Genomic DNA, 21,310 nt, shown 5'->3' on the forward strand with positions numbered 1-21,310 from the left:
CCCTCCCGCTGTGGGTGCACGACGCGCCGGCGGGTCGCTCTGCGCACCGGCGTGTCGTGCACCCACAGCGGGAGGTGGGCGGGGCGTCAGAGGGCCAGGCCGACCAGCACGGGCTCCGGCTCCAGCTCGATGCCGAACTCGTCCCGCACCCCGTCGCGGACCGCGCGGGCCAGCGCCACGAGGTCGTGCGCCGTCGCGCCGCCCCGGTTCGTCAGGGCCAGCGTGTGCCGCGTCGACAACCGCGCCGGCGAGTGCTCCCCCGCGAGCCCGAAACCCTTGGCGAACCCGGCGTGCTCGATCAACCAGGCCGCGGACGTCTTGACCAGCGACGGGTCGATCTCTCCCAGCGCCGGACCCGTCGTCGTGGTCGGCGTCGCCGACCGGACCGGGAACCGCGGCGCGTCGGCCGGCAGCACCCCGGCCGCGTCGACCGGCACCACCGGGTTGGTGAAGAACGAGCCGGCCGACCAGCGGTCATGGTCACCGGGCTGCGCGTCCGGGCCCACGCCGTCGAGCAGCATCCCCTTGCCGCCCCGCAGCTCGAGGACCGCCTCGCGCACCTCGGCGGACGGCGCCCGCTGCCCCACCTCGACACCGAGGCGGCGCGCCAGCTCGCCGTAGCCGACGGGCGCCGAGAGCGAACCGAGGCGCATCTGCAGGTCGACCTGGAGCACCACGTACCGCGGCGTCGGGTACCAGAGGTCGGCTCCGCCCGTCGGGGCGACCCGCATCGTCCGCTTGAGCAGGCTCGACCGGTACCCGAACTCGAGCTCCGACAGCGACAGGGACTTGCGCTGCCCCGTGGCACGGTCCCAGGTCCGCACCGCCGCGACCACGCCCGAGATCTCCTGCCCGTACGCGCCGATGTTCTGCACGGGCGCCGCGCCGACCGTCCCCGGGATCCCGGACAGCGCCTCGACGCCGACCCACTCGTTCGCCACGGCCTCGGCCACGAACGCGTCCCAGTCCTGCCCCGCCGGGATGCTCAGGCTGGCCCCGCCGCAGGCACCGTCCGTGCCGCAGGAGTCCTCCAGGTCCGCCTCCAGGCCCTGGCGCACGTCACGCACCACCACGCCGTCGAACCCCTCGTCCGAGACGAGCAGGTTGGACCCGCCGCCCACGACGAGCAGCGGCACCCCGGCGTCGTCCGCCCCCCGCACCGCGTCGATCAGCTCGGCCTCCGTGGTGGCCTCGACGTAGTGGTCGACCGGCCCGCCGACGCGCAGCGTCGTCAGGTCGGCGAGGGTCGGGGCGGCATCCTGCCCGACGGCGGAGGTCGGCTCGGTGGAGGTGCTCGGCGCGGTCTGGCTCACCTCTCCAGGGTAGACGCCTCGACCGCGGGCACCTCGTCCTGCGGAGGCTTCGCCGCGCCGGCCACGAGGATCCCGAGGAGCACGGGCGCGGCCAGCACGAGCAGCGCGAGCCGGTAGCCGGTGTGCTCGGCGAGGAACCCGATGAGCGCCGGGCCGAGGAAGAACGCCGAGTAGCCGACGGTCGAGACGACAGCGACGCGCAGGGCGGCGCGGCGCGGGTCGTCGGACGCCGCGGACATGCCCATCGGGAACCCGAGGCCGGCGCCGGCGCCCCAGAGCGCGACGCCGACCAGCGCCGTCGGCAGGTTCGGCACGAGGGCGAAGATCAGCACGCCCACGATGGCGGACGCCCCGCTGCCCCGCAGGACCCACACCCGACCGAACCGGTCGATGAGCGCGGTGCCCACCATCCGGGTGACGGTCATCGCGACGAGGAAGATCGCCAGCGCGAACGCTCCGAGGCCGTCCCCGACGCCGAACCCGTCGACGGTGGCCAGGCCGACCCAGTCGTTCGCGGCGCCCTCGGTGAGCGCCGCGCCGAGCACGATGAGACCGACGAGCAGGGTGCGCGGCTCGCGCCAGGTCGCCAGCGTGTCCTTGACGGTGTGCCCGTGCGAGGGCTCGACGGCGATCGACGGGTCGGCGATCGTGTCCTGGGCGCCGTCCTGCGAGGTTGTGGGACCGGCGTCGTGCGCGGGCAGGAAGGCCCGGACGCAGAAGGCCACGGCGACGGAGTCGAGGACGACGATGCTCACCAGGTGCGGCGTGATCGGGACCTGCAGCCACGCCGCGACCGCGCCGATGCCGGCACCGGCGACGGTGCCGACGCTGAACGCGGCGTGGAACCGCGGCATGATCGCCTTGCGGAGCCGCTGCTCGACCACCGCGCCCTCGAGGTTCATGGCCGCGTCCCACACCCCGACGCCGACGCCAGCGAGGAAGAGGCCGACCCGCACCCAGACGTGGTTCCCGGCGTCGACCCCGAAGCAGGCGACGGCGAACCCGACCGCGGAGGCGATGGCGAAGACCAGCACGGTGCGCGACGCCCCGAGCCGCGAGCTGATCATCCCGGACAGCGGGAGCGCGCAGATCGACCCGATGGAGGCGGTGAGCAGCAGCAGCCCCATCTGCCCCTCGGAGAACCCGAGACCGTCGCGGACGGCGGGGATCCGGGACGCCCAGGTGGCCATGCCGAACCCGGCGGTGGCGAAGACGCCGAAGACCGCCCACGTGGCGGAGCGGAGGCGGCGCTCGACGGCGGCCGCGGCGGGGACAGAGGTGTTCACAGCATGACGATCCAGCAGCACACACCGTTCGGTCAAATCGTTTCGAGCGGAGTGCCTCGCGCACCGATAGGCTGGCGGCTCGCACCGACGGCAGAAGGAGCCGCATGGGCCGCACACCGGGCAGCCGCCCGACCCTCGCTCGGGTCGCCGAGCACGCCGGCGTCTCCGTCTCCACGGCCTCGCTCGCCTTCTCCGGGTCGGGGCCGATCACCGGCGAGACCCGCGACAAGGTGCTCGTCGCGGCCGCGGAGCTCGGGTACACCGGCCCCAACCCGCTCGGACGCCAGCTCCGCCGCGGGCGGTCCGGCATCATCGGTGTCGTCATCGGCGACTACCCCGGGCGCGCCTTCCGCGACCCGGTCGCCGTGCAGGTGCTGGACGGCCTCGTCGACGTGCTCGGCACCCAGGGCCTCGGCGTCCTGCTGATCCCCGGCGTCAGCCCCTCCGACGACGGCGTGGACCCCCTGCTCGAGACGGCGGCCATGGACGTCGCGGTGCTCGTCTGGGGCGTGCTGACGGACGACCCGATCCTCACCGCGCTGCAACGGCGCAACGTCCCCGTCGTCGTCGGCGAGGGCCGCGCGGTCGACGGCGCGCCGCTGGTCGCCCTCGACGACCGCGTCGGGATGGCCGAGGCCGCCCGCCACCTCCTCGACCTCGGGCACACTCGCGTCGCGGAGATCGCGCTGCCCTTCGGCCACGGCGAACGCTCCGGCCCGGTCGACGCCGAGCGGCTGACGAGGGTGGACCGGACGCCCACCGCGAACCGCCTCGCCGGCGTGCGGGACGCCGTCGACCCCGTGCTCACCTGGGAGACGCCCGCGTCGCTGGTCGAGCACGGGCGCGACGCCGCGACGGAGATCCTGTCCACCTGGGTCCCGGCGTGGGAACGTCCGACGGCGATCGTGGCCCACTCGGACCTGCTGGCGGCGGGGGCCGTCATCGCCGCCCGCGAGCTCGGCCTGTCCGTGCCCGAGGACGTCTCGATCGCCGGCTTCGACGGCATCGCCCTGCCCTGGCTGTCGCCCGACGTGCTCACGAGCGTGCACCAGCCGCTGCGGGAGAAGGGCGCCGCGCTGGGCCACGCCGTCATCGGCCTGCTCGCGGGCGAGGAACCGACCACCGTGACGCTGCCGGTGGGGCTGGCGACGGGGACGACGACGGGGCCCGCGCCGCAGTAGTACTACCTCGGCGAGCGCGGCACTACCTCGGCGAGCGCGCGCTCTCGGGTCAGGAACGCCAGCATCGCGTCCTTCGGGCCGTGCGGGGACTCGAAGCGCACCGCACCGGCGAGCTCGAACCCCATCGCCGCCGTCCGCGCGATCGCCGCACGGTGGCGCACGTCGGGCTCCACCACGATCCGCTCGACGTCGGGCCGCGAGAACGCGAACCCGACCAGCGTCGGCCCGAGCACCTCCCAGGCCACCGCCTCGCTGCCGCGGAAGAAGTGGGCACCGACGTCGCCGGGCCGGACGTCGTACGCCGCCGCGACCGGGTCGTCCTCGGGATGGTAGAGCTGCGCGAGCGCCACCGGGACCTCACCGTCGCGCACCAGGTAGGCGTGGTGCGTGGGTAGCGAGCCCACGAACTCGTACGTCTCGCGCAGCTCCTCGCGCGTCAGCCGCCCCAGGCCGAAGAACCCGGCGTGCGGCCGTGTCACCCAGTCGTGCAGCACCTCGACGTCGGCGGCCGGGTCGAGCATCGTCACGCGCAGCCCCGACGTCCCCGCGCACCAGACCTCCTCGCCGGGCGCCCCGTCGTGCAGCCGTGCCGTCATGGCGTCTCCCAGGTCTCGGGGCGCAGCCGCGCCCAGTCCGTCTCGATCTCGTGCGTGCCCGCCGCCGCCCACTCGGGGTGCTGGTCCGCGAGGTGCGGCGACCTCGGGTCGCCGCTCGCCCCGAACGGCACGCCCCACCGGCTGCGCCGACGGTCCGCGAGGTCCCATACCCAGCGCGCCACGGAACCTCGCCAGGACACGGTCGAGACGCCCGGCACGGAGCCGGTGCAGCACACGGTGTCGGCGGCCCCGCCGACGGGTGCCCGCAGCGCGTCCGGGACCTGCGGGACGGCGACCGGGTCGAGCCCCGTCACCTCGGCCAGGGTGTGCAGCGGCACGACCGGGTGCAGCTCTCCCCAGGTCGCCGGGACGCTCGGCACAGCCTCGGCCGGGACAGGTCCACCGGTCCGCCCGGTCACCTCCGCCAGCGCGGCCCCGGCCACGGCGGCCGGGTCCAGCGGCGGGTCCCACGTCACGCCCGCACGCAGGAGCGGCTCCAGGGCGCCCGCCACCCGCGCGGTCACGTCGCACCAGGGATCGAACAACGCCGGCAGCCCGGTCGGCGCGTGGACCGGAGCCAGCGCGGGGTGCGCGGCCACCCGACGGGCCAGCGCGTCCCGCCAGCGCACGAACGACGCCGCGTCCCGCGAGCCGGCCTCCATCCGTGCACCGGCCCCCGCCCAGTCGCGCAGGCGTGCCGCGGCCGGGCCGACGCCGGGCCCCCGCACCCCGTCGAGCAGACCGACCAGGGCCGCCGCACCGCCGTCGGACACGTCGCCGAAGACCCGCGACTGGCCGTCGGGCCGCTCGCCGTCGTCCGGAGCCGTGGCGAGCAGCGCAGCGATCCGCCCGGCACGGTGCGGGGCGTACGTGTGCCCGAGGCCGGGCACCCGACCAGCGGGGACCGGGCGGTCGTTCGCGTCGACGGCGAGGTCGCGCACCTCGACGGGGGCCGGCATCGACCGCCACGGCGGAGCCGACCAGCCGGGGCCGACGGCGTGCGGAAGGACGCGCTCGGCCGGCGAGCGGTCCGGGGCCCGGCCCGCGGTGAGGCTGAGCACCGTGCCGCCCGTGTCGGCCGTGAGCACACGGTTGACCGGGTCGACCCAGCCGGCGAACGCTGCCGCCACGTCGCGGGCGCTCCGCGCACGCAGCAGTCGACGCCACGACGCGACGCCGAGGTCCGCCTCGGTGCGGGCGGGCCAGCGCAGGCTGTGCCGGTCGGTGACCAGCGGCCCGCGCGGCGTCTCGGTCCAGGTGACCTCGACGTCCTCGGCGCCACGCACCGGGACGATCTCGCGACCGGACACGCCGTCTCCCGCGGAGCCGTGCAACGTGTCCGCCGTCTCCGTGAACAGCTCGACGTGATGGGCCATCGCGTTGGTGATGCCCCACGCCACCGAGCGGGACGGACCGTCCGGCGCGCCGCCGTCGGGCACCGTCGCCTGCCCGAAGTGCTGGATACCGGGGACGCCCGGGAACGCCAGCCCCACCACGTCGTACTCGTCGCAGGCGAGGCGGACCTGCTGGTACACACCCGGCAGCTCGAGCAGCCGGTGCGGGTCGCCGGCCAGCAGCGGGATGCCGCTCGCCGTCCGTCCGCCCGCGAGCGCCCAGGCGTTGGAGCCGGCCGACGCGCCGGACCCGTCGCCGTCCGCCTCGCCCAGGAGCACGTGGTCCGGGCCGAGCGTCCGGGCGACGTGCTCGCGCCACAGCAGGTGCGGCCAGCCGCTGAACAGGACGTGGTTGGTCAGGAACACCCCGATCGGCATCCAGTCCGGCCAGGGGGTGTGCGGCGGCAGCTCCCCCGGGACGGCACCGGCCAGCACGTCGAGCTCGGGCACGTCGCGGCCGCCCTCGGCCAGGCCGGCGTTCACGCCCGCCGTGTAGGCCGCGAGCCAGGCCCGCTCCGGGGCCGCGAGCGCGGCGTGGACCCGCCGGGCGGTGTCGACGAGCCGGACCCGCACGGCGAACCGGTCCCATGCCAGACCGCCGGGTCCGATCCGCGCGGCCAGGCGGCCCTCGGCGCGCCAGCGGTCGGACTCCAGCTGCCAGCCCCGGTCGCGCGCCGTCACGTACCCCTGCCCGTAGGCGAGGTCCGGCTCCGTGCCGGCCCGCACGTGCGGCACGCCCCAGGCATCACGGAAGGTCTCGAACCTCATCCGCGCGCCACCGGGTTCGCCAGCGTGCCGGCATAGATCAGCGAGCTCGACTGGTCGGCCAGGTCCACCATCTGCAGCGTGTTACGCAGCTGCAGCCGGTTCAGGCACGAGTGCGCGAACCGGTCGGCCCGCAGGTCCACCCCGGACTCGAGGTCCGGGTGCTCGGCGTGGTGCCGGTCGATGCACTCGCCCACGAGCGCCCAGAAACGGTCCTCGGCGAGCACGCCGTCGACCGCGAGGATGCCCGCGAGATGGCGCAGCACGCCGTCGAACACGTCGGTGAAGATGGCGAGCGCCTTCTCGGCGTCGTCCACGGGCGTGACGATCCGGGCGACGTCGCCGGGCATCGCGGACGAGAGGCGGTCGGAGAGCACGGCGACCTCCTCGCCGATGTCCTTCATGAACGCACCCCGCACGACGCCGTCGCGCAGCACGAGCACGAGGTTCTCCCCGTGCGGCATGAACGCCAGGTCGTGGGCGCGCAGGCAGTGCACCAGCGGGTACAGGTAGGCGTCCAGGTAGGCGCGGACCCAGGCCTCGGCGCCGATGCCGGACGCCCGGACCAGCGCGGTGGCCAGCGCCGACCCGGCCGCGTCCCGGTGCAGCAGGCTCGCCATCGTGGCCAGCCGCTCGCCCGGAGCGGTCCGGGGCAGCGGCGACTCGCGCCACAGCGCGGCGAGCATCTTGCGGTGGGCGTTCGGCTGCGGCGTGCGGTGGTAGACGTCGCCGGTGTACCCGATCGCCGCCAGCTCGCGCAGGACGCCGAACCCGGCGCCCGCGAGCGTCGCGTCCTGCGCCACCAGCCCGGCGACCCAGTCGTTGATCGCCGGCGTCGCCCGCATGTAGCCCGGGCTCAGGCCCCGCAGGAACCCCATGTTCTGGATCGCGAGCGCCACCTTGACGTAGTGGCGCTCCGGCCGGGTGCGGTTGAACATCGTGCGGATGGACTGCTGCGGCGTGTACTCGTCGGCGCCCGGCCCGAGCGGCACGAGGTCGCCGCGCGCCACGTCGGCGGCGAAGGTGATCGGCAGCCGGTGCTGCGCCTGCCACGGGTGCACGGGCAGGTAGAGGTACTCGGCCGGGTCCAGCCCGCGGGCGGTGAGGCGGTCCTCGAAGGCAGTGCGCTCGGCGCCGGAGAGCTCCGCGCCGTACAGCGCGTCCTCGCGCTGGCCCGCTCCGAGCGCCAGGTGCGTGTGCTCACGGCGCGCGGCGACCCACTGCAGCCGCAGCCGGCCGCCCCGCTCGGGCGCGTAGGCCGCGTAGTCCTCCAGGGAGAAGCCGATGCGCCCGTTGTTCGCGAGGAAGCCCGGATGGCCCTCGCTCATCGCGCCCTCGACGGCCTGGTAGGCCTCCGCGGCCCGACGGTTCTCGGCCGCGCCGTCGGCGGCCGGCAGCGTGAGATCCGCGACGAGGCGCGCGACGTCCGGCGTGGCACCGGTCAGCTCCCGGTCCCGCTTGGCGATCGCCGCGGCGAGCGTGCTCGACAGCTCCTCCAGGTACGTGGCGAGCAGCGCGTCCGGGACCCGCAGCAGCGGCTGCAGCCCGGCGATCAGGTCGAGCACGTCCACCGGCAGCACGGACCCGTCCGGGGCGGTCCGGGTGATCGATGCGGGGTCCACCACCCAGTGCTCGAGCGCGAACGTGCGGGCCGCGAACGCGTAGCTCGCGTCCTCGAGGTCGAGCCGGTACGCACCGGTGCCGCCACGGCCGTCCCGGCCGTCCAGGGCCGGGGTGAACAACCGCTCGTGCGCGAGCTCCGCGAGCGCCTTGGCGGCCAGGTGCCGGTGGGCGACGTCGGCGAGGTCGCTGCGCAGGTGCCCGGCGAACGTGACGCCGTCCCCGAGCGGGGACGCCGCGAAGTCGGCCCGCGTGCACACGCTCAGCGCGGCTGTCTTCGTGTGGCCGGCGTCGCTGACCCGCACCTCGCGCAGCACCCGGAAGCCTGCGGCGGCGTTCTTCGCGGCGATCTTCGCGTTGGTGACGTCGGGCTCGACGACGACGCGCGCTCCCCCGCGCCCGCCCACGGCCACGTCCGCGAGGCAGAAGCGCACGACGGCGCCCATCACGGCGTCCGTCAGGCCCGGCCGTCGGCGGGCCGGGTCGTCCGGCGGCGGCGCGACCAGCAGGTGCATGCCGACGTCGCCCGGCTCCGCGGCGTGCACCTGGGTGAGCAGCACGCGGGCCGGGTCGTACGTCTCGGTGTACACGACCGGCTCATCGTCGAGCCGGCCGATCCAGCCGTCCTGCGCGTCGTCGGCGGCGACCGCGGCCAGGTAGCCACGCACCCCGTCCACGTCCAGGTCGGCCATCGCCCACGCCGACGACGCCGGGTGGGCCAGCCACGCCTGCACCGTCGCGGCGTCACGGACCGGCGACACGGCGGTGAACGTCACCTCCCCGAGCCGCGTCGCGGCCGAGAACACCGTGCGGTCCGCCGCGGGCACGACGGCGGTGGCAGTCGTCGCGCTCATCGGGTCGCCTCCGCCGCCGGTGCCGGCGACGCGGCCGGGGTGCCGCCGTCGGGCAACCCGCCGGGCAGACCGAACTGCTGGAAGGCGATGCGCCGCTCCACCCGGTACGGCTCACGACCCGTGATCTTCGCGAGGACCACCGAGTTGCGCCACGGACCGAACCCGAGGTCCGGCGCGGTGACACCGTGCGTGTGCTCCTCGCCGTTGAGGGTGTGGATGCGCCCGTCGGTGCTCACCGCGTAGTCGCGCGTGACGTCGAAGCGGCCGCGGTCGTCCAGCAGGAGCCGGTCGCGGACCGGCTCGAGGAGCTCCGGCACGCCCGCGCCGTAGCCTGTGGCGGCGACGACCGCGCGCGTGCGGTGCTCCACGGTGCGGCCGAGCTGCGCGTGCCGCAGCGTCAGCACGTGCTCCGGGCCGCCGTCGTCGGCCGGCTCGGTGCGGGCCGCGACCACCTCCGTGTCGCTGAGCAGGGTGGTCGGGACCTCGCGGCCCAGCGCGGTGCGGCGGTAGAGCGTGTCGTAGATGTCGTCGATCAGGTCCCCGCTGATCCCCTTGTAGAGGTTGCGCTGCTCGCGGCCGACCAGGTCGCGCAGCTCCGGCGCGAGCCCGTGGAAGTGGTCCGTGTACTCCGGCGAGGTCATCTCGAGGGTCAGCTTGGTGTACTCCATGGGGAAGAACCGCGGCGAGCGGGTCACCCAGTCGAGCCGGAAGGCGCCCGCGTCCTCGAGCAGGTCGCGGTACACCTCCGCGGCGGACTGCCCCGACCCCACGACCGTCACCGCGCCGCTGGCCCGCAGAGCGTCGCGGTGCGGCAGGTAGTCGGCCGTGTGGATCACCGGTCCGGCACCCGGCGTGCGCCCGGCGGACTCCGCCAGACCGGCCAGCGGAGGCGGCAGCCGGGGCGTCGTGCCCACGCCGAGCACCACGTGGCGGGCCTGGTACCGCTCCCGGCGGATGCCGCCGTCGTCCCCGGCGACCTCCGCCGTCACCACGTACTCGTCCGCGCTCGCGTCGTGCTCCACGGCGACGACGCGGCGGCCCCAGCGCAACGAGTCGAGCCGCGCGGCCACCCAGCGGCAGTACTGGTCGTACTCGGCACGGAGCGGGTAGAACGACTCGCGGACGTAGAACGGGTACAGCCGCCCCGTCGCCTTGAGGAACGCCAGGAACGAGAACGGCGAGGTGGGGTCCGCCATCGTGACCAGGTCCGCGAGGAAGGGCACCTGGATGGTCGCGCCCTCGAGCATCATGCCGGGATGCCAGCGGAACTCGTCCGCCTGGTCCAGGAACACCGCGTCGACGTCCGCCAACGGGTCGGCGAGCGCGGCGAGCCCCAGGTTGAACGGGCCGATGCCGATGCCGACCACGTCGTAGGTGCTCATCGTGCCGCCTCCGTGGTGTCGTAGCGGTCCAGGTGCGGGTGCACGTCCCGGCACGGGGGCACGTGGTCGTCGGCGAGCGCCTGACCGGCGAGGATGCCGTGCGCCGCGCCGCGCACCAGTCCCAGCACGTGGCGGACGTCGTCGAGCGTGACCTCCGGGTTGAGCAGGGTGAGCTTGAGGCAGGGACGCCCCTCCACGACCGTCCTGGCCACGCTCGCACGCCCCGAGTCGAACAGCACCCGCCGCACCCGCGCCACCAGGGCGTCCGCCTGGGCGTCCGTGACCCCGGCGGGCTGGTAGCGGAACAGCACCGTGGACAGGTCGGTGCGCCCCACCAGGTGGAGCTCCGGGTCGTCCCTCAGGTCCGCGTGCACCGCGGCAGCCAGGTCGCAGACGGCGTCGACCATCTCGCCGATCCCGTCGGCACCCACCGCCCGCAGCGTCGCCCACAGCTTGAGCGCGTCGAACCGGCGCGTGGTCTGCAGCGACCTGTCGACCTGGTTGATCTCGACGTCGGCCGCGCCCGCCTCCGGGACCGGGTTGAGGTAGTCGGCGTGCCAGGCGGTCCGCGCCAGGTCGGCCGGATCGCGCACCAGCACCGCGCTGGCGGACACCGGCTGGAAGAACGTCTTGTGGAAGTCGACCGTCACCGAGCGGGCGCGCTCGATGCCGTCGAGGCAGTGACGACGAGCCGCCGAGACGAGCAGACCGCCGCCGTAGGCCGCGTCGACGTGCAGCCACGCGTCGGTCGCGTCGCACAGGTCCGCGATCGTCGCGATCGGGTCGATGCAGCCACGGTCCGTGGTGCCCGCCGTGGCGACCACCGCCATGACGACGTCGCCGACCCGCGCCGTCGTCGCGAGCGCCTCCGCGAGCGCACCAGGGTCCATGCGGCCGTCGGCGTCCGCACCCACCGTGACCACCGCGTCGTCCGACAGCCCCAGGATCATGGCGGACTTCGCGACCGAGAAGTGGCTGCTGGAGGTCGTCAGGATGCGCAGCCGGTCCTGCAGCCCGTGCCGCGCGACACCCCGCAGGCGCGTGCCGTCCGGCCCGGTCAGCGCACTCTCCCGGGCGGCCAGGAGGGCGTGGAGGTTCGACTGCGTCCCCCCGGAGGTGAACACGCCGTCGCCGCCGGTGAAGCCGATGCGCTCGGTGGTCCACCCGACGAGCCGGCGCTCCATGAGCGTCGCCACGGTGGACTGGTCGTAGGTGTCCACCGAGGTGTTGATCGCGGCGAGCATCGCCTCGGCACCGACGGCCGGGATCGCCACGGGGCAGTTGAGGTGCGCCGCGTACGCAGGGTCGTGGAACCACACCGCGTGGGTGGCGTACAGGTCCGCGGTCTCACGCAAGGCGCTGTCGGTGCCGATGGGTGCGTCGAGGTCGACGCCCTCCACGAGGGCGGCCAGCTCGGTGCGGCTCGCGCCGCTCCAGGGCTGCTCGACGGCGGCGAGGCGGGCGGCGACGTCGTCGACGACCTGGCCGACCGAGCGGGCGTAGGAGCTCGCCGTGCTGCTGTTCAGGAGAGCGTCGGTGCAGGTCAGCGTCGCGTCGGGCGGAGTGGTGGGCACGTCCGGGGGCTCCTCGCCGAAGGGGATGAGTTGGTCAGGCTCGCCTAACTTAGTCTCACCTAAGTCCCAGGTCCAGACGAGCCACTATCTGAGACCGCGTGGGACGTGGGGCTGGCGGTGCCGCGGGGTGTCGGGTCCCGTGCACGGTCGCGTTCACGGGCGCAGGGCGCCCTCCACTTCGGGACTGACGACCGTGCACGGGACCCGACACCCCGCTTCGACGCTCCCGCCCGGCGCTACCTGACGCCGTCAGGCACTACCTCGGCCACCGGCCTGCTACCTCGACAGGCGGGCAACTACCTCGGGGAGAGCGGTACTACCTCGCCGGGTCGGGTACCACCTCGGCGGGGGTGGGCATCGTCGGGGTCGGCAGGTAGACCTCTCCCCCGGCGGCCCGGAACTCTGCGGACTTGGCCGCCATCCCCGCGGCCATCTCCGCCTCCGCCCCCGCGACCCGCTCACGCTGGGCCTCGGCGTCGCCGAACTCGTCGCGGATGTCCTGCGAGATGCGCATCGAGCAGAACTTCGGCCCGCACATCGAGCAGAAGTGCGCCGTCTTCGCCGCCTCGGCGGGCAACGTCTCGTCGTGGTACTCCTCGGCCAGCTCCGGGTCCAGCGAGAGGTTGAACTGGTCCCGCCAGCGGAACTCGAACCGCGCCTTGCTCAGCGCGTCGTCCCGCTCGGTGGCACCCGGGTGCCCCTTGGCGACGTCGGCCGCGTGCGCCGCGATCTTGTAGGTGACGACGCCAGTGCGCACGTCGTCGCGGTTCGGCAGGCCCAGGTGCTCCTTGGGCGTGACGTAGCAGAGCATCGCCGTGCCGTACCGGGCGATCTCCGTGGCGCCGATGGCCGAGGTGATGTGGTCGTAACCCGGTGCGATGTCCGTCACCAGCGGCCCCAGCGTGTAGAAGGGGGCGCCGTCGCAGAGCTCCTGCTGCCGTTCGACGTTCTCGCGCACCAGGTGCAGCGGGACGTGGCCCGGGCCCTCGACCATCACCTGGACGTCGTGCTCCCAGGCTCTCTTGGTCAGCTCGGCCAAGGTGTCGAGCTCGGCGAACTGGGCGGCGTCGTTGGCGTCCGCGATCGACCCGGGACGCAACCCGTCCCCGAGCGAGAACGCCACGTCGTACCGCGCGAAGATCTCGCAGAGCTCGTCGTAGTGCGTGTACAGGAAGTTCTCCTGGTGATGCGCCAGGCACCAGCCGGCCATGATCGACCCACCCCGCGACACGATGCCGGTCACCCGGTTCGCCGTCAGCGGGACGTACCGCAGCAGCACGCCGGCGTGGACCGTCATGTAGTCGACGCCCTGCTCGCACTGCTCGATGACCGTGTCGCGGTAGATCTCCCAGGTGAGGCGCGACGCGTCACCGTCGACCTTCTCGAGGGCCTGGTAGATCGGCACCGTGCCGATCGGGACCGGCGCGTTGCGCAGCAGCCACTCCCGGGTGGTGTGGATGTCGTCGCCGGTGGACAGGTCCATGACGGTGTCGGCACCCCACTTCGTGGCCCACTGCAGCTTCTCGACCTCCTCCGCGATCGTCGAGTGCACCGCGGAGTTGCCGATGTTGGCGTTGACCTTCACGGTGAACGCGCGCCCGATGATCATCGGCTCGGACTCGGGGTGGTTCACGTTGTTGGGGATGATCGCGCGGCCCGCCGCGACCTCCGAGCGCACCAGCTCGACGTCGACCCCTTCGCGGATCGCGACGAACCGCATCTCCGGGGTGATCTCCCCCCGGCGGGCGTAGTGCATCTGCGTGACCTTGCGCCCGGGCAGCGCGCGACGCGGCGTGCGCCGCTCGCCCTGCCACTCGGCGGACGCGGCTCCCCGCCGTCGGGCTCCCCGGCCGTCGTCGGCCAGGTCGCGCTCCCGCCCCGTGTACTCCTCGGTGTCGTCGCGCCCGGCGATCCATGCCGTGCGCAGGCCCGGGATCCCCTGCGTGGGATCGCCGCCCGGGCCGTCGGTGCGGTAGATCCGCACCGGTGGGTTGGCCGACCCGTCAGGGGCGTCGGCCAGGGTGATCTCGGTGACCGGGACGACGATCCCGGTCTCGATGTCGCGCTCGAAGGCGAGCGCGCGCGACGGTGCGTCGTGCGACATGTGGTACTCCATCTTCCTACGCCGGCATGACCCGGTCAGGTTCGACGGTCCGGGCCGCGTCAGCCCGATCTCAGCCCCTGCGTGAGGCTCCCGTGGGATCCCGGTCAACGTAGCACGCCCCCACGGCGAGGGCCGTGGGGGCGTGCGGAGCAGAGCAGAGCGGGACCGATGAAGCCTGGCAGGGTGTCGTCAGGCGAGTCGCACGACGGCCTGGGCCCGACCGAGGACCTTGACGTCCTCGTGGGTGACGGTGAGATCGACCCGTGCCGTGCCGGCCTCGGGGTCGAGCGCACCGATCGTCGCGACGACGTCGACGACGGCGCTCCCGCGGGCGGGGACGGGCACCGGCTTGGTGAATCGTGTGCCGTACCGGACGACCGCACCCGGATCGCCGACCCAGTCGGTGACCACGCCGATGACGGAGCCCATCGTGCACATGCCGTGGGCGATCACCCCGGGGAGCCCGACGTCGGTCGCGAAGCCCTCGTCCCAGTGGATCGCGTTGAAGTCGCCGCTGGCGCCGGCGTAGCGGACCAGGGTGGCGCGGTCGAGCTCGAGGGTGCGGGTGGCGACGACGTCACCCACCGCCAGCTCGGCCAGCTCGGGGCGCTGCGTGGTCATCAGGAGTCCTCCCCGCGGACGACCAGGCTGGACGTGACCGTGGCGACGTGCTCGCCCGGAGCGGCGTCGTCGGCCCCGGTGGCGAAGATCTCGCACCGGGTGGTGACCATGGAGATGCTCGCCCGCTGCGTGACGGAGTCGACGTGCAGGACCGTCACCAGCTCGTCGCCGGCGACGATCGGGCGGTGGTGCTCGAACTTCTCGTCCGCGTGCACGACGCGTGCGAAGTCGATCCCGGCAGCAGGGTCCGCGACGTACTGCGACTCGGCGCGCTGGGCGGCCACCACCGCGAAGGTGGGCGGCGCGACGAGGTCCGGATAGCCGAGACCCCGCGCCGCCACGGTGTCGTGGTGCGCGGGGTGCTGGGCGCCGACGGCGTCGGCGAACTCGCGGATCTTCTCGCGCCCTACCTGGTACGGCTCGGTGGCCGGGTACTCACGGCCTGCGAAGGCGGTGTCGGGCTGGGTGTTCGCCACGTCGGTGTGGAGTCTCGCGACGAGACCGCGTCAGCGGGTCTCGCGGTGAGCGGTGTGCTTGCCGCAACGCGGGCAGAACTTCGCCATCTCCAGGCGGTCCGGGTTGTTGCGACGGTTCTTCTTGGTGATGTAGTTCCGCTCCTTGCAGTCCACGCAGGCGAGCGTGATCTTCGGGCGGACGTCCGCGCTCTTGGAAGCCATGGTGTGTCACCTCTCGCGCCCCCGGAAGGCGCAACGTGCGTCAAGGATCTGGGTGGTTCGACGCCGGCCGTCGAACCGTGTGTTGCCGTGTGGTTGGTAGCGAGGGCGGGGCTCGAACCCGCGACCTCACGATTATGAGTCGTGCGCTCTGACCAGCTGAGCTACCCCGCCGCGCGTGACTCAGCGCGAGACCGTCCACCCGTTGTCTCGGGTGGCGGACCCGCGTCGTGTCACAGAGCCCCGAAAGGGAATCGAACCCTTGACCTTCTCCTTACCATGGAGATGCTCTACCGACTGAGCTATCGGGGCGCGGAGAGAACATTACACGGCGTGGGCGGTCCGGACGAAATCCGGCTTCCCCTGCCGCACCTGCACCCTCCCCGGGTGCCGGAACAACCTCACCGAGATGAGAACCGCTCCGTGCGGTGGCAGGTGAGGGATTCGAACCCCCGAAGTCGATGACGGCTGATTTACAGTCAGCTCCCTTTGGCCGCTCGGGCAACCTGCCGAGCAAGGCCGCGGACGACCTTGCGGAGACAACCATAGCGGCCAGGTGGCCGCTGCGGAAATCCGTCCACCGTGGCACTTGTCACCCCGCGGCATATCCTGCGCTGGTGACCACCACCGCCGCCCCGCCCGCGCCCCGCTGGGGCCTGCCGCTGGGCCTGGGAGCCTTCCTCCTGTGGGGCGCCATGCCCCTCTACTTCCCGCTCCTCGAGCCCGCCGGCGCGGTCGAGATCATCGCGCACCGGATCGTGTGGTCGCTCGTGTTCTGCGTGCTGCTGCTCACCGTCACCCGGTCCCTGCGGACCTACACGGTGGTGTTCCGCAACCCCCGTACCCTGGGCGTGCTCACGGTCGCGGCGATCCTCATCGTCACCAACTGGGTGACGTACGTCTACGCGGTGCTCAGCGAACACGTCCTGGACGCCGCGCTGGGCTACTACATCAACCCGCTGGTGACCGTCCTGCTGGGCGTGCTGGCGCTCCGCGAGCGGTTGCGGCCCGCGCAGTGGGTCGCCCTCGGCTTCGGCGCGGCCGCCGTCGTCGTCATCTCCACGGGGGTCGGCGGTCTGCCGTGGATCTCGCTGGTGCTGGCCTTCTCCTTCGGCAGCTACTCGCTGACGAAGAACCGCGCGGGGCGCACGGTCGGTGCGCTGCCGAGCCTCGCGGTGGAGACCACGGTGGCCGCTCCGTTCGCCCTGGCCTACCTCGGCTGGCTGACCGCCGCCGGTGTCTCCACGTTCGGGCAGCAGGGCGTCGGGCACGCCCTGCTGCTGGTCAGCGCCGGCATCGTCACCGGGGTGCCGCTGCTGCTCTTCGGGGCCGCTGCGCGTCGCCTGCCGCTGTCCGTGCTCGGGATGCTCCAGTACCTGACGCCGACGCTCCAGTTCCTCGTCGGCCTGCTCCTGTTCGGCGAGCACATGTCGCCGTCACGGTGGGTCGGGTTCGCTCTCGTGTGGGTCGCGCTCGTCGTCCTCACGGTCGACGGGACCCGGTCGGCACGGGCGACACGACTGGCCGCCGCCGCGACCGCTACCGTGGTCCACGAGCCCTGACCCTCAGCACGCAAGGAGCACCGCCATGGCCGACTCGTCGTTCGACATCGTCTCCAAGGTCGACCGCCAGGAGGTCGACAACGCCCTCAACCAGGCCGCCAAGGAGATCAACCAGCGCTACGACTTCCGCGGCGTCGGCGCCTCGATCTCCTGGAGCGGCGACGCGATCGTGCTCGTCGCCAACTCCGCGGAGCGGGTGAACGCCGTTCTCGACGTCTTCCAGACCAAGCTGATCCGACGCGGCGTCTCGCTCAAGGCCATCGACACGGGCGAGGGCGAGCCGCAGGCCTCCGGCAAGGAGTACCGCCTGCCCGCCACGCTCAAGGAGGGTCTGAGCAGCGAGGACGCCAAGAAGATCACCAAGCTGATCCGCGACGAGGGCCCCAAGGGCGTCAAGACCCAGATCACCGGTGACGAGGTGCGCGTCAGCTCCAAGAAGCGCGACGACCTGCAGGCCGTCATCGCCCTGCTCAAGGGCGCGGACCTCGACGTGGCGCTGCAGTTCGTCAACTACCGGTGAGCACCCCCGGCCGCCTCCCCCGTCTGGTGGCGACCGACCTGGACGGCACGCTCCTGAGCCCGGACGGGACCGTCTCCGACCGCACCCGGTCCGCCCTGCGAGCCGTCGAGGCGCAGGACATCGAGATCGTGTTCGTCACGGCCCGCCCGCCGCGCTGGCTGCCCGGCCTGGCCCACTGCGTGGGTGGTCACGGTCGCGTCGTCTGCCTCGGGGGCGCCGCCGTCTGGGACCTCGCGACCGGCACCGCGCTCGAGGTCCGCGGCTTCGCCGACGACGCCCTGCGCGGGCTCGTCACGGACCTCCGTGCCGCCGTCCCCGAGATCGCGCTCGGGTTCGAGCGGCCCGGCGGCCCCGCCTTCGACCCCTGGTTCCCCCGGGACGAGACCGACCTGCCCGCGACGGCGCGGTCCGTGCCGGTCGAGGAGACGCTGCCCGACGGCGGCACCCCGGCAGCGGCCGACGGGCCTGTCGGCAAGCTGCTCGCCGTCCGGCCGGGGGCGGCGCTGTCCACCCGGCCCGGCGACGTCGGCCACGAGGCGGGCGACCGCGAGCAGGAGGAGTTCTTCGCCGTCGTCCGCTCCGCCGTCGGGCCACGGGCGCTCCTCGCGTTCTCGGGGGCCGCGGGCCTCGCCGAGCTGCTCGCCCCGGAGGTGACCAAGGACGCCGCGCTCGCCCGCTGGTGCGCTCGGCTGGGCATCGAGCCCGCCCACGTGTGGGCCTTCGGGGACATGCCCAACGACCTGCCCATGCTGCGCTGGGCCGGGCGCGGCATCGCCGTCGCCAACGCCCACCCGGACGTGCTCGCCGAGGCCGACGCCGTCGTCGGCCACCATGCCGAGGACGGCGTCGCCGTGGCGCTCGAGGCCATGCTGGCCGGGCACCACCCCGCCCGCTGACCCCGGCAGGGGGCGTCGCTCAGTAGCGGGAGATGCCGCCGGGACCGAATCCGGTCCCGCCGGCCATCTTCTCCAGGCGGGAGACCCGCTCGCCCATCGGCGGGTGGGTCGAGAAGAGCTTCGCCATACCGCCGCCGCGGAACGGGTTGGCCAGCATGAGGTGGGAAACGTTCTCCAGGTCCCGCGTCTGGGGCAGCGGCGCCGCGGCGGTCCCCTGCTCGAGCTTGCGCAGCGCGGAGGCCAGCGCCAGCGGGTCACCGGTCAGCTTGGCGCCGTCCTCGTCCGCGTCGTACTCGCGGGTGCGCGAGATCGCCATCTGGATGAGCATCGCCGCGAACGGCGCGAGGATGGCGAGCGCCAGGCCGGCCAGCATGTTGCCGCCGTCGCGCCGGTCACCCCCGCCGAAGAACATCAGGAACGACGCGAGGGAGGTGATGACACCGGCCAGCGCCGAGGCCACCGACGAGGTGAGGATGTCCCGGTTGTAGACGTGCATGAGCTCGTGGCCGAGCACGCCCCGCAGCTCGCGCTCGTCGAGGATGCGCAGGATCCCCTCCGTGCAGCACACGGCGGCGTTCTTCGGGTTGCGGCCGGTGGCGAAGGCGTTGGGCGCCTGCGTCGGGGAGATGTACAGGCGCGGCATCGGTTGCCGGGCGACCGTGGACAGCTCGCGCACGATCCGGTACATCTCCGGCGCCTCGAGCTCGGTGACGGGGTATGCGTGCATCGCCTTGATGGCGATCTTGTCGGAGTTCCAGTACCCGACGGCGGTGCTGATCAGGCCGAGCGCGGCGAAGACGAACAGCATGCTCTGGCTGCCGCGGAAGAACACGGCCCAGATGCCGAGCAGCACCGCCCACAGCACCCCGAAGAGCAGCACGGTCTTGAGACCGTTGAAGTGCCGATGACCCACGTGCGTTCTCCTTCCAGGCGACACCCGTGCAACGCACGAGGCCCGACGGCGGTTCCCACCGCCGTCGGGCCTCGTCGTACGTCAGGGTCAGGCGCGACCCTTCGCGATGTCGATCATCTCCTCGCGGGGGACGACCTTGATGCGCTCGCGCCCGTGGGGCTCGCCCAGCGCGATCTCGTGCGCGTCCAGGAGGGAGAACTCGTCCCAGGTGACGACGTCGACGCCGCGCTCGACGAGGAAGTCGACGACCTGCTGCGGGTCGCCGTGCGGAGCCGTGCGGCCGTCGTCGGCGACGTCCTCGACGAGGTGCCGCACCGTCTCCGAGGCGTCGGACTTCGTGTGCCCGATGAGGCCGACCGGACCACGCTTGATCCAGCCGGTGGCGTACACGCCGGGCAGGTGCTCGCCCTCAAGGTCGACGACCCGACCCTCCCGGTTGGAGATGACGCCCTTGAGGTGGTCGAAGGGGATCTCCGGCAGTGGCGACCCGAAGTAGCCGACCGCACGGTAGACCGCCTGGACGGGCCAGTCGTGGAGCTCGCCCGTGCCCTTCACCGTGCCGTCGCCCTGCAGTGCCGTGCGCTCGGTGCGCAGGCCGACGACCTTCCCGTCCTCGCCGAGGACCTCGGCCGGTGCGTGCAGGAAGTGCAGGTGGATGCGGCGCGACGCGGTCTGCTGCGACGGCTCGACGAGGGTCCAGTCGGTGAGGGTCTTCACGACCTGCTTGGTCTGGTTGGTCGCCTCGATCGCGGCCATCGAGCCCTCGTCGAAGTCGTAGTCCTCCGGGTAGACGACGATGTCGACGTCGGGCACGTGCCCGAGCTCGCGCAGCTCCAGCGGGGAGAACTTCACCTGGGCGGGTCCGCGGCGGGCGAAGACGTGCACGTCGGTCACCGGGGACGCCTCGAGACCGTCGAGGACGTTGGCCGGGATCTCCGTCGGCAGCAGGTCCTTCGGGTGCTTCGCCAGGATCCGCGCGACGTCGAGCGCGACGTTGCCGGCGCCCAGCACCGCGACCTCCTTGGCCTCCAGGGGCCAGGTGCGCGGCACGTCGGGATGGCCGTCGAACCAGGAGACGAAGTCGGCGGCGCCGTAGGATCCGTCCAGGTCGATGCCGGGGATCGTGAGGTCCGCGTCGCGGATGGCACCGGTCGAGAAGATGACCGCGTCGTAGAACTCGCGCAGGTCCTCGAGCTTGAGGTCGACGCCGTAGTTGACGTTGGCGAGCAGCCGCACGTCACCCTTGCTCAGCACCTTGTGCAGGGCTCCGATGATGCCCTTGATGCGCGGGTGGTCGGGCGCGACGCCGTAGCGCACGAGGCCGAACGGGGCGGGCAGACGCTCGAAGAGGTCGATGCTGACGTCGAGGTCGGTCTTGGACAGGATGTCCGCGGCGTAGATGCCCGCGGGGCCTGCGCCGACGATCGCGACGCGCAGAGGTCGGGAGCTGCTCACTGCGAGGTACGCCTTCCGGTTCGATGCTTGCGTGGCGTTCAAGTCTACGAGCACTGGTGAGGCTCGCCTCACCTGTCGCCACTTCCAGCATGCTGGCAGGAGTGCCAGGTTCTCACATCTGTCCCGAGAGGTGAACAGGTCGTCTCACATCGCGAGCGGGCAGTGACCAGAAACCCTGCTGTGGCCGGCGTCGCCGCCCGCTCGCTGCTCGTCCGCAGACGTCGAGGGGCGGCCCGGACGAACCGGACCACCCCTCGACACCACCAGCCCCGCAGGGCCGGGCACCGCTGAGACGACGTCAGCCGCGGATACCCTGCGCCAGCTGCGCGTCCGCGTCCGACAGCGTCTGCGCCGCCTGCTCCAGGAACGACGCCATCCCCTCAAGACCCTCAATGGCCTGCGTCGTGCCCGTCGTGAACTCCTCGTAGGACGTCTGGAACGCCCCCGACGCCTGGTCGGTCACGAAGCCCGACGACACCAGGTTGCTCACCTGCGTCTGCAGGTTCTGCAGCACCTCGGTCAACTGCTGCTGACCGCTGCGCAGCTGACCAGCCTGAGACCGCAGCTCGTCGTACGTGACGTTCATGTTCGCCATGAAAA

At 73.1% G+C, this 21,310-nt stretch carries 18 protein-coding genes, 3 tRNA genes and 1 riboswitch; of the genes, 4 read left to right on the forward strand and 17 right to left on the reverse strand.

Annotated features, from left to right (window positions below; translation table 11 throughout):
- Positions 1–86 precede the first annotated feature (86 nt).
- Positions 87–1,313 (reverse strand): UDP-N-acetylmuramate dehydrogenase, encoded by a 1,227-nt coding sequence (locus ACH5HR_RS13785; protein WP_416478338.1) that lies wholly within the window; start codon positions 1,311–1,313, stop codon positions 87–89.
- Positions 1,310–2,599: an MFS transporter gene (locus tag ACH5HR_RS13790; RefSeq protein WP_416478340.1), complete on the reverse strand. Its 1,290-nt coding sequence runs from the start codon at positions 2,597–2,599 to the stop codon at positions 1,310–1,312. The genes ACH5HR_RS13785 and ACH5HR_RS13790 overlap by 4 nt, the downstream gene beginning before the upstream one ends.
- A 104-nt stretch (positions 2,600–2,703) precedes the next feature.
- Between ACH5HR_RS13790 and ACH5HR_RS13795 the strand changes: the two genes are divergently transcribed.
- The gene (locus ACH5HR_RS13795; RefSeq protein WP_402372561.1) at positions 2,704–3,780 is read left to right on the forward strand and encodes a LacI family DNA-binding transcriptional regulator; all 1,077 of its coding nucleotides are present in this window, start codon (positions 2,704–2,706) and stop codon (positions 3,778–3,780) included.
- Positions 3,781–3,782: 2 nt separating this feature from the next.
- Here ACH5HR_RS13795 and ACH5HR_RS13800 read toward each other — a convergent pair whose 3' ends face one another.
- From ACH5HR_RS13800 to ACH5HR_RS13855, 12 genes are all read right to left on the reverse strand, one after another.
- On the reverse strand, positions 3,783–4,376 hold the full coding sequence (locus ACH5HR_RS13800) for a GNAT family N-acetyltransferase (RefSeq protein ID WP_402372563.1): 594 nt from the start codon (positions 4,374–4,376) through the stop codon (positions 3,783–3,785).
- Positions 4,373–6,538 (reverse strand): penicillin acylase family protein, encoded by a 2,166-nt coding sequence (locus tag ACH5HR_RS13805; RefSeq protein WP_416478343.1) that lies wholly within the window; start codon positions 6,536–6,538, stop codon positions 4,373–4,375. Before ACH5HR_RS13805 ends, ACH5HR_RS13800 begins: the two co-directional genes overlap by 4 nt.
- Complete coding sequence (locus ACH5HR_RS13810; RefSeq protein ID WP_416478345.1) at positions 6,535–9,009, reverse strand: GNAT family N-acetyltransferase; 2,475 nt, start codon at positions 9,007–9,009, stop codon at positions 6,535–6,537. The genes ACH5HR_RS13805 and ACH5HR_RS13810 overlap by 4 nt, the downstream gene beginning before the upstream one ends.
- Positions 9,006–10,391 carry a lysine N(6)-hydroxylase/L-ornithine N(5)-oxygenase family protein gene (locus ACH5HR_RS13815; protein WP_416478347.1) on the reverse strand — a complete coding sequence of 462 codons (1,386 nt, stop codon included), beginning with the start codon at positions 10,389–10,391 and terminating at the stop codon, positions 9,006–9,008. The genes ACH5HR_RS13810 and ACH5HR_RS13815 overlap by 4 nt, the downstream gene beginning before the upstream one ends.
- Positions 10,388–11,965 (reverse strand): pyridoxal phosphate-dependent decarboxylase family protein, encoded by a 1,578-nt coding sequence (locus ACH5HR_RS13820; protein ID WP_416478348.1) that lies wholly within the window; start codon positions 11,963–11,965, stop codon positions 10,388–10,390. Before ACH5HR_RS13820 ends, ACH5HR_RS13815 begins: the two co-directional genes overlap by 4 nt.
- Positions 11,966–12,281: 316 nt before the next feature.
- Positions 12,282–14,069, reverse strand: coding sequence for a phosphomethylpyrimidine synthase ThiC (gene thiC / locus ACH5HR_RS13825; RefSeq protein ID WP_402372575.1), 1,788 nt, complete (start codon positions 14,067–14,069; stop codon positions 12,282–12,284).
- A riboswitch (TPP riboswitch) is annotated at positions 14,066–14,171 on the reverse strand. It overlaps the preceding gene by 4 nt.
- An 87-nt stretch (positions 14,172–14,258) precedes the next feature.
- The gene (locus tag ACH5HR_RS13830) at positions 14,259–14,690 is read right to left on the reverse strand and encodes a MaoC family dehydratase (RefSeq protein WP_402372577.1); all 432 of its coding nucleotides are present in this window, start codon (positions 14,688–14,690) and stop codon (positions 14,259–14,261) included.
- The gene (locus ACH5HR_RS13835; RefSeq protein ID WP_416478349.1) at positions 14,690–15,166 is read right to left on the reverse strand and encodes an FAS1-like dehydratase domain-containing protein; all 477 of its coding nucleotides are present in this window, start codon (positions 15,164–15,166) and stop codon (positions 14,690–14,692) included. The genes ACH5HR_RS13830 and ACH5HR_RS13835 overlap by 1 nt, the downstream gene beginning before the upstream one ends.
- A gap of 30 nt (positions 15,167–15,196) precedes the next feature.
- Positions 15,197–15,367 (reverse strand): 50S ribosomal protein L33, encoded by a 171-nt coding sequence (gene rpmG / locus ACH5HR_RS13840; RefSeq protein WP_106267369.1) that lies wholly within the window; start codon positions 15,365–15,367, stop codon positions 15,197–15,199.
- 94 nt (positions 15,368–15,461) lie between these two features.
- Positions 15,462–15,538: transfer RNA gene (locus ACH5HR_RS13845), tRNA-Met, on the reverse strand.
- A 65-nt stretch (positions 15,539–15,603) separates the two neighbouring features.
- Positions 15,604–15,676, reverse strand: a tRNA-Thr gene (locus tag ACH5HR_RS13850).
- A gap of 117 nt (positions 15,677–15,793) precedes the next feature.
- Positions 15,794–15,875, reverse strand: a tRNA-Tyr gene (locus tag ACH5HR_RS13855).
- Between the two features lie 106 nt (positions 15,876–15,981).
- On the opposite strand from ACH5HR_RS13855, the gene rarD reads away from it, so the two are divergent.
- Genes rarD through ACH5HR_RS13870 form a run of 3 tightly spaced genes read left to right on the forward strand, consistent with a single transcriptional unit; the run spans position 15,982 to position 18,342 of the window.
- On the forward strand, positions 15,982–16,926 hold the full coding sequence (gene rarD, locus ACH5HR_RS13860; RefSeq protein WP_416478351.1) for an EamA family transporter RarD: 945 nt from the start codon (positions 15,982–15,984) through the stop codon (positions 16,924–16,926).
- Between the two features lie 25 nt (positions 16,927–16,951).
- Positions 16,952–17,446 carry a YajQ family cyclic di-GMP-binding protein gene (locus ACH5HR_RS13865; protein ID WP_171782394.1) on the forward strand — a complete coding sequence of 165 codons (495 nt, stop codon included), beginning with the start codon at positions 16,952–16,954 and terminating at the stop codon, positions 17,444–17,446.
- Entirely contained in the window at positions 17,443–18,342 is a 900-nt protein-coding gene (locus tag ACH5HR_RS13870) for an HAD family hydrolase (protein ID WP_416478353.1), read from the forward strand. The genes ACH5HR_RS13865 and ACH5HR_RS13870 overlap by 4 nt, the downstream gene beginning before the upstream one ends.
- A gap of 19 nt (positions 18,343–18,361) precedes the next feature.
- On the opposite strand, the gene htpX is transcribed toward ACH5HR_RS13870, so the two are convergent.
- The 3 genes from htpX to ACH5HR_RS13885 form a co-directional block, all read right to left on the reverse strand.
- The gene (gene htpX / locus ACH5HR_RS13875; RefSeq protein WP_402372619.1) at positions 18,362–19,255 is read right to left on the reverse strand and encodes a zinc metalloprotease HtpX; all 894 of its coding nucleotides are present in this window, start codon (positions 19,253–19,255) and stop codon (positions 18,362–18,364) included.
- Positions 19,256–19,342: 87 nt separating this feature from the next.
- The gene (locus ACH5HR_RS13880) at positions 19,343–20,710 is read right to left on the reverse strand and encodes an FAD-dependent oxidoreductase (protein ID WP_416478355.1); all 1,368 of its coding nucleotides are present in this window, start codon (positions 20,708–20,710) and stop codon (positions 19,343–19,345) included.
- Positions 20,711–21,008: 298 nt separating this feature from the next.
- On the reverse strand, positions 21,009–21,310 hold a 302-nt coding region (locus ACH5HR_RS13885), incomplete at its 5' end, for a WXG100 family type VII secretion target (RefSeq protein ID WP_416478357.1).

The organism is Isoptericola maris, assembly GCF_048065335.1.
GTDB classification, from domain to species: Bacteria; Actinomycetota; Actinomycetes; order Actinomycetales; family Cellulomonadaceae; genus Isoptericola; species Isoptericola rhizosphaerae.